The sequence below is a fragment of the Stenotrophomonas beteli genome, assembly GCF_001431665.1.
GTDB classification, from domain to species: domain Bacteria; phylum Pseudomonadota; class Gammaproteobacteria; order Xanthomonadales; family Xanthomonadaceae; genus Stenotrophomonas; species Stenotrophomonas beteli.
In genome coordinates, this window is record NZ_LLXV01000081.1 from 1 (window position 1) to 11,159 (window position 11,159).

Annotated in this window: 12 protein-coding genes; 6 read left to right on the forward strand and 6 right to left on the reverse strand. The window is 68.5% G+C overall.

Going from position 1 to position 11,159, the window contains the following annotated elements; genetic code table 11:
• Window positions 1–203: alkylphosphonate utilization protein (locus ARC23_RS18645; RefSeq protein WP_203226378.1), on the forward strand; the 203-nt coding region annotated here is incomplete at its 5' end.
• Window positions 204–209: 6 nt separating this feature from the next.
• On the opposite strand, the gene ARC23_RS18650 is transcribed toward ARC23_RS18645, so the two are convergent.
• A complete protein-coding gene (locus ARC23_RS18650; protein ID WP_057498577.1) occupies window positions 210–1,352 on the reverse strand; it encodes a tetratricopeptide repeat protein in 1,143 nt (380 codons plus the stop codon).
• Window positions 1,353–1,581: 229 nt separating this feature from the next.
• Between ARC23_RS18650 and ARC23_RS18655 the strand changes: the two genes are divergently transcribed.
• From ARC23_RS18655 to ARC23_RS18670, 4 genes are all read left to right on the forward strand, one after another.
• On the forward strand, window positions 1,582–2,184 hold the full coding sequence (locus ARC23_RS18655) for an HD domain-containing protein (protein WP_057498578.1): 603 nt from the start codon (window positions 1,582–1,584) through the stop codon (window positions 2,182–2,184).
• Between the two features lie 34 nt (window positions 2,185–2,218).
• Window positions 2,219–2,407 carry an oxidoreductase-like domain-containing protein gene (locus ARC23_RS18660; protein ID WP_411847919.1) on the forward strand — a complete coding sequence of 63 codons (189 nt, stop codon included), beginning with the start codon at window positions 2,219–2,221 and terminating at the stop codon, window positions 2,405–2,407.
• Window positions 2,404–3,021: a DUF998 domain-containing protein gene (locus ARC23_RS18665; protein ID WP_057498579.1), complete on the forward strand. Its 618-nt coding sequence runs from the start codon at window positions 2,404–2,406 to the stop codon at window positions 3,019–3,021. Before ARC23_RS18660 ends, ARC23_RS18665 begins: the two co-directional genes overlap by 4 nt.
• A gap of 78 nt (window positions 3,022–3,099) precedes the next feature.
• Window positions 3,100–4,446 (forward strand): virulence factor family protein, encoded by a 1,347-nt coding sequence (locus tag ARC23_RS18670; RefSeq protein ID WP_238985274.1) that lies wholly within the window; start codon window positions 3,100–3,102, stop codon window positions 4,444–4,446.
• 124 nt (window positions 4,447–4,570) lie between these two features.
• On the opposite strand, the gene mprF is transcribed toward ARC23_RS18670, so the two are convergent.
• A complete protein-coding gene (gene mprF, locus ARC23_RS18675) occupies window positions 4,571–7,135 on the reverse strand; it encodes a bifunctional lysylphosphatidylglycerol flippase/synthetase MprF (protein ID WP_057498581.1) in 2,565 nt (854 codons plus the stop codon).
• Window positions 7,136–7,327: 192 nt separating this feature from the next.
• Here mprF and ARC23_RS18680 point away from each other — a divergent pair, with 192 nt between their 5' ends.
• Window positions 7,328–7,675: a RidA family protein gene (locus ARC23_RS18680; RefSeq protein WP_049426796.1), complete on the forward strand. Its 348-nt coding sequence runs from the start codon at window positions 7,328–7,330 to the stop codon at window positions 7,673–7,675.
• A gap of 52 nt (window positions 7,676–7,727) precedes the next feature.
• Here ARC23_RS18680 and rnfB read toward each other — a convergent pair whose 3' ends face one another.
• From rnfB to ARC23_RS20600, 4 genes are all read right to left on the reverse strand, one after another.
• Window positions 7,728–8,141: an Rnf electron transport complex subunit RnfB gene (rnfB, locus tag ARC23_RS18685; RefSeq protein WP_057498582.1), complete on the reverse strand. Its 414-nt coding sequence runs from the start codon at window positions 8,139–8,141 to the stop codon at window positions 7,728–7,730.
• Window positions 8,142–8,166: 25 nt separating this feature from the next.
• The gene (locus tag ARC23_RS18690) at window positions 8,167–8,757 is read right to left on the reverse strand and encodes an HAD family hydrolase (protein WP_057498583.1); all 591 of its coding nucleotides are present in this window, start codon (window positions 8,755–8,757) and stop codon (window positions 8,167–8,169) included.
• Between the two features lie 70 nt (window positions 8,758–8,827).
• A complete protein-coding gene (gene metG, locus ARC23_RS18695; RefSeq protein WP_057498584.1) occupies window positions 8,828–10,924 on the reverse strand; it encodes a methionine--tRNA ligase in 2,097 nt (698 codons plus the stop codon).
• 102 nt (window positions 10,925–11,026) lie between these two features.
• On the reverse strand, window positions 11,027–11,159 hold a 133-nt coding region (locus ARC23_RS20600), incomplete at its 5' end, for a DUF2147 domain-containing protein (RefSeq protein WP_152985303.1).

Consider the following 11,159-nt stretch of genomic DNA (forward strand, 5'->3'; position numbering starts at 1 on the left):
ACAGCAACGGCAACATCCTGCAGGCCGGTGACACCGTCACCGTGATCAAGGACCTGAAGGTGAAGGGCTCTTCGATCCCGCTCAAGCAGGGCACGGTGATCCGCAACATCCGCCTGGTCGAGGACGACGCCGAACACATCGAAGGCAACTCGGACAAGATCAAGGGGCTGGTGCTCAAGACCTGCTTCCTCAAGAAGGCCTGAGCCCCTTCAGCGCCGCACCTGCTGCTGCGCGCGCCAGCGGGCCAGGCTGTCCAGCTTGGCCTGGTAGCGCGCCTGCTGCTGCGCGCCGCCCAGCTCCTGGGCGCGCAGCAGTTCACGATCGGCACGCCCAAGCTGGCCGGACAGGAAGTACACCCGCGCCAGCCCGAAGTGGAACTGATGGGCGGTGTCGTACAGGCGCACGGCCTGCCGGTAGTAGCGGATCGCATCGTCCAGCCGGCCGGCACGCTCGGCCTGCGCACCGAGCATGTACTGCGCGAACGGATCCTCGCGTTGCACCGAGCGCAGGCGCTGTTCCAGCGCCTGTGCCTGCACCACCATCCCCAACCGGCGGTACAGCGCGCTGACGTTGCTCAGCGCCGCATCCTGGCGCCCGTCCAGGTGCAGGGCCATTTCCAGCGCACGGCGTGCGGCAGCGGTATCGCCACTGCGGTTTTCCAGCACGCCCAGATTGTTCCAGGTGGCAGCGAAGGTGGTGTCCTGCGCCAGCGCAGCGTTGAAGAACGCGCGTGCGCCGTCCAGGTCGCCACTGGCCATGCGCTCGGCGCCCCGGTTGTTGTAGAAGTGCGCCAGTGCCCGTGACGGGCTGATCGGTTGCGGGCCGCGGCGGTCGTACAGCACATTGCGATCCAGGTCGACGGTGGCGAAGCGGCCGCCGAAGCCGACCCCGGCATTGACGTGGCCGACGCTGTAGACAAATCCCTGGTCCTGGTCCTGGTACCACGACACCACCTGGCCGACTTCCTGCACGCGCGCCTGGATGCCGGCTTCGCGTGCCAGGGCCACGAACATCAGCGTGAACGCCAGGCAGTTGGCGCGGCGCTGCTGCCAGATTTCGGCGACGGTGAGCGTGGCATCGGCGTCGTACTGCAGGTCCAGTCCATGGCGGTCGAAGATCATCTCGACCAGCGCCTGCAGGCGCTGCTCGCGCGAGAAACCACGACGGATCACCTGGGTGCGCAGCATCTCGCGCATGGCCGGCGGAACATCCAGGACCTGCGACGGCGCTGGAATGTCCACCACGGCGCTGCGGGTGGGAGAGGCCGCAGGCGGGGCGTCCAGCGCGAAGGCGGACGCTGTGGCCAGCGCGGCCAGCACGATGACCAGGGATCGGGCGGCAGGACGGTACATGACGGCTCCCGGCAGCGGCGGGCGCTCCCGCCTGTGGCGAGTGTAGACCGGCCATTGCACGGGTGCAGCGACCGTTGGTCGGCGCGCGCGTTCATCCACAGTGGATGTGGACCAGCACGCGACAAAGCTGTGGACAACCGTGCCGGGACCACGCGCGGCAAGCGATGTGAGTGCATGGTGAAAAACTCGCCAGCTTGCCCGAGGCCCGCGCAGGCGGGATGATCCGGCCATGGACTTCTCACCACTGGTACTTGCCCCGGCGCAGTGGCAGGCATTGCAGGACAGTTATGCAACGCCGCCACGGGCCTACCATCACTTCGGACACGTGCGCGCCGTGTTGCAGCACTGCCAGGAGGTGGCTGACGGCCCCGGCTGGCAGCAACCGGCGGAAGTCTACCTGGCCGTGCTCTACCACGATGCGATCTACCAGGCCGGTCGCAAGGACAACGAAGCCCGTTCGGCGCAGCTGGCGCTGCACGCGATCGCGCAGGCGCCGGAACTGGCTGCGGTCGATAGCGGGCGGGTGGAGCAGCTGATCCTGCTGACCGCCCGCCACGGCGAACTGGGGCCCGACGATGTCGATGCCGAAGCGGCGCTGTTCCTGGACTGCGACATGGCGATCCTGGCCGCGCCCGAACCGGTGTTCAGCGCCTACGACCGTGGCGTTGCCGAGGAGTACAAGGGCGTGGTGCCTGGCTTCCTGTATCGCGCCGGGCGCCGCCGCTTCCTTCAGGGCCTGCTGCGCAAGCCGCGCATCTTCCTCAGCGACTTCTTCCACCAGCGCCTGGATGCGGCGGCGCGCGAAAACCTGCGCCGCCAGCTGGGCGGCTGAGCGGGGCCGTTACACTGGCACCTGTTCTCCACCCATGCTGCACGCCACCGTGTCCGTTACCGATCCCGATCCCCGTCCGCTGCCGCCGGAAGAGCCTGCTCCCAACGAATGCTGCGGTAGCGGCTGCCCGCTGTGCGTGCTGGATCTGTATGCCGACGAACTGCAGCGCTACCGCAAGGCCTTGGCCGAATGGCAGGCGCGCCATCCGGAGGCAGCGCCATGAGCCGTGCGCGCCCGGCGGCACTGCTGGCACTGGTGGCCTTGCTGTTGTTCGTGGCTACCGCGTTGTGGACCCAGTTCGCGCGCACCGACCTTGACTGGGTTCGGGCCACGCTCAGCCTCTACCTGCATGGCCCGTGGGGGCTGGCCTTGCGCGCGGCGTACTGCCTGCTGGCGCTGGCCATCGCGGTGCTCGGCATCGCGCTGTATCGCGCCAGCGTCGGCCCACGCCGCAGCGCCGCCGCACCACTGCTGTTCACCGTTTCCGCGCTGGGCCTGGCCACTGTCGCCATCGGTGACAGCTGGTTGCCCGGCGCGACCCCGCTGCTGGCGCCGTTCATCCATGGCCTGGCGGCCAACACGGCGTTCCTCTGTGCCAGCGTCGGCATGCTGCTGCAGGCCTGGTACCTGCGCCGCGAGCCCGGCTGGACGTCCGCGGCCGGCCTGCTCTGGGGCTGGGCCTGGCTGGCCTTCGTGCTGCTCTGGCTGCACGTGCTGTGGCGTGCCGGGCCGCCGCGCGGGCTGGGGCAGAAGGCGGTGATCGTGGTGATCGTGGGCTGGCTGCTGTACCTGGCGTTGGCCTTGTACCGGCGCAGCCGCCGCGCTGCGGCACACTGAAGCCCCAACGGCCTGCACCGGTACGTGCCGTGCACGCGGCGGCGGCGTATCGTGTGCGCATTCCACCGGGGATGCGACATGAAGCGTGCAGGGCTGGGCAAGGCAATGAGTGTGGTACTGGCGCTGGCCGCGCTGCCGGCAACGGCGAACGCCAGCGTGCAGCAGTTCAGCCATGGGCGATTCGAGCAGATTCCGGTGCACATGCCGGCCGGTACCCCGCAGCGGGTGGTGATCTGGTTCCATGAGGCCAGCGCCGGTGGCGATACCAGCCGCCTGCCGATCGAGGCGCTGCGTGCCGACGGCGCACTGGTTGCCGCGGTGGACATCGCGCACCTGCGCGGGGTGCTCAAGCGCGAAGGCAATCCCAACTGCTCGTTCGGTGCAGGTGACGTGGAGAACTTCTCGCGCTGGCTGCAGGCTTCGCTGCATCTGCCTGGCTATCACCTGCCGCTGGTGGGCGGTGACGGTGAAGGCGCCGAGATGGCCTACACCCTGGCCGCGCAGGCCGACACCCAGGTATTTGCCGGCCTGGTGACCACCGGCTTCTGCCCGGACCACAGCCACGAGCGCATGGTCTGCGGTGATGGCGTGAAGCACGGCAGGCTGCAGCCGGCCGAGCTCAATTTTCCCTGGTTGAGCGCCGCCGGTGACCACGGCTGCAAGGCGGGTGAATCCAGCCGGTTCGTGCAGCAGGTGGCGATGGCGCGCGAGTTCAAGCGCACCGCCCATGGCGATGCGTCACCGGGGCTGGTGGCCGCAGCCCGCGTACTCGGGGCGCAGGCCGGGGTCAGCCTGGCGCCGCCACCGGCCGCACTGAAAGGGCTGCCGGTGGTGGAAATGCCGGCGGCCGGCAATGGCGACACGCTGGCGGTATTCGTATCCGGTGACGGCGGCTGGGCCGGGCTGGACAAGGAAGTGGCGTCCTCGCTGAACGAGCATGGCGTGGCCGTGATCGGCATCGATTCGCTGCGCTACTTCTGGAGCGAACGCACCCCGAAGGGATTTGCCGCCGACCTGCAGAAGATCATCGATCACTACCGGCAGCAGTGGCGGCGCGACAAGGTGATGCTGATTGGTTTCTCGCAGGGCGCCGATGTGCTGCCGGCCACCATCAACCAGCTTGATGCCGGCACGCGCGAGAGCCTGGAACGCATCGCGTTGCTGTCGGTGGGGCGCAAGGCCGACTTTGAATTCCACGTCAGCAACTGGCTGGGCGGTGGGGGCGATGGCCTGCCGATCGCGCCGGAAGTGGCCAGGCTGCCGGCGGCACAGACCCTGTGCGTATATGGCGACAAGGATGACGATGCACTGTGCCCGGACCTGCCGGCCAATGATGGGGTGAAGAAGGTCAAGCTGCCCGGCGATCACCACTTCGGCGGCGACTACGACCGCCTGGCCGAGGTGATCCTCAAGGGCGGTATGTAGCGCTTGGTAGATGCCGGCCTTGGTCGGCGCTGGGGCAGAGGGCGCCTTGGGGATGAGCGTGTCGACCAAGGTCGACACCTACCGTGGCAGGTAGCGCCGGGCCACGCCCGGCGCAGCGGGGGTGTCAATGGCGCCGCGGATCCAGCGAGATCAACCGCGTGGCATCCAGCAGCGCCGCCGGCAGATGCATGCCGCCCGGCGCGGCCAGATAACGCGGCCGCCACTGCGGGTCGAACTTGGACTTGAAGCGACGCAGCCCACTGAATCCGTAGAAGCGTTCGCCGTGCCGTGCCAGCAGGCCGGCCAGGCGGTTCCAGCGCCCGGCCAGGCGATGCTGGGCCAGCCCCGACAACGGCGCCATGCCCAGCGAGAAGCGCGCATAGCCCTGCGCACGCCCCCACAGGAACAGCTCGATGAAAAGGAAGTCCATCGTGCCCTTCGGCGCTTCGTTGACGTGGCGCATCAGGTCCACCGACAGCTCGGCACCCGCCGGTGCCTGCCACAGGTTGGCGAACGCGACGATCTGTCCTTCGGCCTCGACCAGCGCCACCGGAAAGCGCACCAGGTAATCCGGGTCGTAGCTGCCCAGCGAGAAGCCCTTCTCGTCGCCGGCCTTGTCTTCCAGCCACGCGTTGGAGATCGCGTGCAGGCGCGGCAACAGGCTGGGGATCTCTTCGGTAGGTGCCACCCGGAACGACAGCCCGCTGCGCTTGCCACGGTTCCAGGCCTGGCGCAGGTCGGCGCGCTCGCGGCCTTCCAGGCCGAAGTCGTGCAGCGGCACCATGGCTTCCTCGCCCAGCTTGACCAGGCCCAGGCCGAGGTCGAGATAGGTCTGCCAGTAGGTTTCGCCCACCTGGTAGAACACCGGGCGCAGGCCGAGCCGATCGGCTTCCTCGCGGAAACGCCAGATCAACGCGCGCGCGACCTCCGGCGGACCGACCGGATCGCCCATCGCGATCAGCGAGCCGCCATAACGCTGCATCATCACAAAGCCCAGCTTCGCATCATCGCGCAGCACCGCCTTGTCGGCGGTCAGCACCAGGCAGGCCTGGGTATCGGTGGCGCCGGCCAGCACCGGTGCCAGCGCCTGCAACGTGGCCTCATCGGCGGCGGGCAGCGGGCTGCGCGTGCTGTGCAGCAGCCGCGCCAGGCCGAACATCACCAGCGCGATGGCGACCACCAGCAGCGCACGCAACGCACGCGGTGCGTTGCCGGACAGCGCGAACTGCCACCACAGCTCGTTCTGGTATTCGACATGGCTGTAGGTGAAGAACAGCAGCCAGGTGACCGCCACCAGCACCAGGCCCAGGTTGCGCAGCCAGGGCCAGGACCAGGCTTCGTCCAGCAGCGCGCCCTGGCGGTAGAACTCGCGACGCGCCGCCCACAGTGCCATCGCCACCAGCACCGCCGAGACCGCGATCAACGGTTGGCCACCGCGCAGCCACAACGGCAGCGGCGTGACCACGCACACCGCCATCGCCAGCATCCACGCAGCATGGCTGCGCCGCGCCAGGCCCTGGCCGATCAGCAGCAGCGCCACGCCACTGAGGCTGCCGATCAGGTGCGAGGTTTCCAGGATCGGCAGCGACGCATTGACCAGGTGACGGCGTGGCGTCGGCAGCGTGCCGTCGATGACCAGCGCGGCGCCGATGCTGAACACCGCCAGCGCGATGATCTGCGGCAGCCACGGGCGCAGCGCGTTCCAGCCGGCACGGGTGGCGCCGGCGCTGGCCTGCAGCGGCTGCCGCAGCGCGGGTGCAAGCGCCAGCAGCGTGGCCAGCAGCAGCGGCAGCACGTAGTAGGTGACGCGGTAGATCAGCGCCGCCGCCAGTACCGCCGCCGGCGCCACCTGCGGCAACAGCTTCAGCAGGCTCCATTCGAACACGCCCAGGCCGGCTGGCACGGTCGAGACCAGGCCGGCCAGTACCGCGACCAGGTACAGGCCGACGAAGCCGGGCAGGCCGGTTGGCGTGGAGTCGGGCAGCAGCACGTAGAACGCGGCGCTGGCCAGCACCAGTTCGATCACGCTCAGCATGGTGACGCCGATCATGGTGCGGCGGTCAGGCAGCCACAGCGCATGGCCGAACACGCTGAACTGACGTCCCTCGCGCCCCACCAGCAGCAGGGTGGCCGCGTAGGCGAGCAGGGCGACGATGCCGACCACGCGCACCGCATCGGGATCCAACGGCAGCGCCAGCGCCGCCGCCGCCGGCTCCATGCACAGCGCCACGCTGATCAGCAGCCACGCACCGAACACGAAGCCCAGCGTGCTCATCAGCACCACCTGGCCGATCTGTGCCAGGTCCAGGCCGGCCGTGCGATAGCCACGCAGGCGCACCGCGCCACCGGTCAGTGCAGCAAAGCCCACGGTCTGGCCCAGGGTGTGCGCCAGGAACGCGGTGATGCCCACGCGCGCCGGATGCACGCGGATACCGCTGCGGCGCAGGCCGATGGCATCGAAACCGATCAGGCACGCATAACTGGCCAGGCCCAGCACCACGGTGAGTGCGATCTGCGTGCCGCTGAGCTGGTGGAAGGCGTGGCGGATGGCACGGTAGCCGTTCTCGTCGAACTCGTTGGCCAGGCCATGCAGCGCCAGGGCGAGGATCAGCAGCGGGACGACGATGGTCAGGACCCGCTTCCATGCCGGGGTGGAGGAAGCGGTGGTGGGGTCGGTGGTTTCGGTCATCGGCGCAAGCGTGCGTCAGGGAGGGCGAGGGCAGTGTCAATGCAGGCGTGGCGCATCGTGCGCCTGTCTTCGGCATTTGACCAGCGGCGGTGTCGGAAGCGGGTAGTGACCGCGTGTGCAGGGGTGTCCTGCACCCACCGTCGACCGGTTTGGAGGACAATGCAGGCCTGATCACCCGCAGGAGCCACGCCCATGATGGAGCGTTACGACGTCGGACCGCGCATGTCCGAAATGACCGTGTACAACAAGGTCGCCTACCTCTCCGGCCAGATTCCGGAGGACACCAGCCAGGACATCACCGGGCAGACCCGGCAGGTGCTGGCCGAGATCGACAAGCTGCTGGCGCTGGTGGCCAGCGACCGCCAGCATGTTCTGCGCGCCGAAGTATTCCTGGCCGACATGGCCGACTTCGATGGCATGAACAAGGCGTGGGATGAGTGGGTGGTGGAAGGCGCGACCCCGGCCCGTGCCACGGTCGAGGCCAAGCTGGCCCATGCCGAATGGAAGGTCGAGATCGTGGTGACGGCGGCGGTGCCGTAACGGCGGGATGGGGTCAGATCCCTTTCCTGCGGAAAGGGATCTGACACCCCTGTTACAGGGGCAGCAGCTCGATGCAATCCACCGGGCACGGCGGGATGCACAGCTCGCAGCCGGTACACAGATCGGCAATCACCGTGTGCATGTACTTGGCGCCGCCGACGATGGCGTCCACCGGGCAGGCCTGGATGCACTTGGTGCAGCCGATGCAGTCGGCTTCCACGATCAACGCCACCTGCGGCGCCTTGTGCTCGCCGCGCGCACGGTCGTAGGGCCTGGCCGGCACGCCCAGCACCTGCGCCAGTGCACGCGCACCGGCATCGCCACCCGGCGGGCAGCGGTCCACATTCGCCTCGCCACGCGCCATCGCCTGCGCGTACGGGCGGCAGCCGTCGTAGCCGCACTGCCCGCATTGGGTCTGCGGCAGCAGGCGGTCGAGGCGTTCGGTCAGGGGCGGGATCAGGCTCATGCGTGGCGAAGGCTGCGCGTTGGATTCACTTCAGGGGTTTGCCGCGGAACCAGCGCTCATGGGCGAGCGCCAGCATCGGCTTGTCTTCGGAACTGTCGCCGTAGGCATGGATGCGCACGTAGCGCGACAGATCGAACTGGCGGCGGATGTGCTCGACCTTGCGCGGGCCGCAGTCGCCGCCGGCGTAACGGCCGGTCAGGCGGCCGTCCTGGCTTTCCAGGCGATTGCAGATCAACTGCAGGCCCAGCTGTTCGCACCACGGCCGCAGGTACAGGTCCAGCGAGCCGGACACGATCACCACGGTGTGCTGCTGTTCCTTGTGCCAGCGGATCTGCTCCAGCATTTCCGGGCGCACCACATCGGGCAGGAACTCGCGCGAAAAGCCGGCGGCCAGCGTGGCGATGTCGTCGCTGTGGCGGTCGCTGAAGGTGAGGCGGGTGACGCGCGCGCGGATGCGCTCGGCCGAGATCAGTCCCAGCTTGTACGCGGCCAGCCACGGGCCCACTTTCCACCACGCCTGCGCCAGCTGTTCGGCGGTGGCGACGCGACGCAGGAAGCGGCCATAGGTGTCGCAGGTGGTCACGGTGTGGTCGAAGTCGAACAGCGCCAGTTCCATTGCGTTGCCTCCCATGGCAGTGCGTCGCGGTGCCGGCGGGCGCGGCCAGTGGCCACGCCCACGCGGGGCATCAGCGGACCGGCATGCCCGGCTGTGCACCGCTGTCGGCGTCCAGCAGCGCCAGCGCACCGCCGTCGAAACCGGCCGACAGGATCATGCCTTCGCTCAGGCCGAAGCGCATCTTGCGCGGGGCCAGGTTGGCGATGAACACCACGCTGCGGCCGACCAGCGTTTCCGGCTCGCCGTAGCTGCCACGGATGCCGGAGAAGATCTGGCGCTTGCCCAGCTCGCCGGCGTCCAGTTCGAAGCGCAGCAGCTTGTCCGAACCTTCCACGAATTCGCACACCAGCACTTTGCCGATGCGCAGGTCGAGCTTGGCGAAATCGTCGATGCCGATGTAGGCCGGGGCGTCGGCGCCCTTGGCCTCGTCCTTGGCCGGTGCCGGTGCGGCCGGCTTGGCGGCCTTCACCGGGGATGCGTCGGCCGTGGCGGCGGGGGCGGCCGCGGCGGCCGGCTGCAGGGTGTCCTTGGAGGCGTCGATCATGGCGTCAATCTTCTTCGGGTCGATACGGGTGAACAGCGGGGTGTACTCGGTGATGCGGTGGCCCAGCAGCGGTTGCGCCAGCTCGGTCCAGTCGTTCACCGGCGCGGCCAGGAAGGCCTCGGCCTGCGCGGCAGTGGCCGGCAGCACCGGCTTCAGCGCGGTGACCAGCACGCGGAACAGGTTCAGGCCCTGGCTGCACACCGCCTGCAGCTGCGCGTCGGCGCCCTCCTGCTTGGCGATCACCCACGGCTTGACGTCGTCGATGTAGCGGTTGGCTTCGTCGGCCAGGGTCATGGTCAGGCGGATGGCCGCGGCCGGGTCATTGCGCTCGTAGGCTTCACGGATCGGCGCCAGGCCGTCGACGAAGCGCTGGTACTGCGCCGCATCGGGCAGCTGCGCGGCCAGCTGGCCATCGAAACGCTTGCTGATGAAGCCGGCGCAGCGGCTGGCTAGGTTGACGAACTTGCCGACCAGGTCGGCGTTGACGCGGGCGATGAAGTCACCCAGGTTCAGGTCGAGATCGTCCACGCCACCGCCGGACTTGGCCGCGTAGTAGTAACGCAGCGCTTCCGGTTCCAGGCCGGCATCGAGGAAGGTGCGGGCCATCACGAAGGTGCCGCGCGACTTGCTCATCTTGGCGCCGTCCACGGTCAGGTAGCCGTTGACGTGCAGGCGGGTCGGCGCGCGATGGCCGGTACCGTGCAGCACCGCCGGCCAGAACAGGCCGTGGAAGTTGACGATGTCCTTGCCGATGAAGTGGTGCAGCTCGGTGCTGGTACCGGCACGCAGGTGCGCGTCGAAGTCTTCGCCGATCCTGCCGCACAGGGTCTGGAAGCTGGACAGGTAGCCGATCGGCGCATCCAGCCACACGTAGAAGTACTTGCCCGGCTGGCCGGGAATCTGGAAACCGAAGTACGGTGCATCGCGCGAGATGTCCCACGCACGCAGGCCACCTTCGGCATTGAGCCACTCACCGAGCTTGGCCTTCACGCCGGGCAGCGCTACGTCGCCGGCCAGCCATTCGCGCAGGAACGCATCGAAGTGGCCCACCTCGAAGAAGAAGTGCTCCGAATCGCGCATTTCCGGCGTGGCACCGGAGATCACCGAACGCGGTTCCTTCAGGTCGGTCGGTGCATAGGTCGCGCCGCACACTTCGCAGTTGTCGCCGTACTGGTCGGGGCTGCCGCAGTTCGGGCAGATGCCCTTGACGTAGCGGTCGGGCAGGAACATGCCCTTGGCCGGGTCATAGAACTGCGCCACCGAACGGCGGCTGATGTGGCCGGCCGCTTCCAGCTTCAGGTAGAACTGCTCGGTCAACGCCTTGTTGGCCGCCGAATTGGTCGAGTCGTAGTGGTCGAAGGCCACGCCGAAGGCGGCGAAGTCACGCTCGTGGCTGGCCTGGATGTTGGCGATGAAGGTTTCCGGAGTGACCCCGGCCTTCTCGGCCGCCAGCATGATCGGCGTGCCGTGGGTATCGTCGGCGCAGACGAACCAGGCCTTGCCGCCGCTCATTCGCCGCGCACGCACCCAGATGTCGGCCTGGATATAGCCGACCAGGTGGCCCAGGTGAAGCGGGCCGTTGGCGTAGGGCAGGGCGGTGGTGACGAGCGCGGTACGGGTCATGGTCGCGGGGTGAAGCCGAGGGGAACCGCAGAGTATCGCATGCCCGCAACGAGGTGACCCGGCCGGGGCCGGGTCACGAGGGGATTGCGCGGGCCGCCGGGCTCAGTCGCGGATCCAGGTCTGGGTGCGGCAGATGAAGGCGATGCAGCCGGACACGTCCAGCTTGTTGCCGCCCGTCTGCAGTTCCAGCTTGGATTTGTAGACCTTGCCGGTGGCCGGGTCGAGGATCTGGCCG

What these genes read in the sequence shown, in the direction of transcription:
- ARC23_RS18650 (WP_057498577.1), bottom strand. Translation starts at nt 1,352, where the DNA reads ATGTACCGTCCTGCCGCCCGATCCCTGGTCATCGTGCTGGCCGCGCTG.
- ARC23_RS18655 (WP_057498578.1), top strand. Translation starts at nt 1,582, where the DNA reads ATGGACTTCTCACCACTGGTACTTGCCCCGGCGCAGTGGCAGGCATTG.
- ARC23_RS18660 (WP_411847919.1), top strand. Translation starts at nt 2,219, where the DNA reads ATGCTGCACGCCACCGTGTCCGTTACCGATCCCGATCCCCGTCCGCTG.
- ARC23_RS18665 (WP_057498579.1), top strand. Translation starts at nt 2,404, where the DNA reads ATGAGCCGTGCGCGCCCGGCGGCACTGCTGGCACTGGTGGCCTTGCTG.
- ARC23_RS18670 (WP_238985274.1), top strand. Translation starts at nt 3,100, where the DNA reads ATGAAGCGTGCAGGGCTGGGCAAGGCAATGAGTGTGGTACTGGCGCTG.
- mprF (WP_057498581.1), bottom strand. Translation starts at nt 7,135, where the DNA reads ATGACCGAAACCACCGACCCCACCACCGCTTCCTCCACCCCGGCATGG.
- ARC23_RS18680 (WP_049426796.1), top strand. Translation starts at nt 7,328, where the DNA reads ATGATGGAGCGTTACGACGTCGGACCGCGCATGTCCGAAATGACCGTG.
- rnfB (WP_057498582.1), bottom strand. Translation starts at nt 8,141, where the DNA reads ATGAGCCTGATCCCGCCCCTGACCGAACGCCTCGACCGCCTGCTGCCG.
- ARC23_RS18690 (WP_057498583.1), bottom strand. Translation starts at nt 8,757, where the DNA reads ATGGAACTGGCGCTGTTCGACTTCGACCACACCGTGACCACCTGCGAC.
- metG (WP_057498584.1), bottom strand. Translation starts at nt 10,924, where the DNA reads ATGACCCGTACCGCGCTCGTCACCACCGCCCTGCCCTACGCCAACGGC.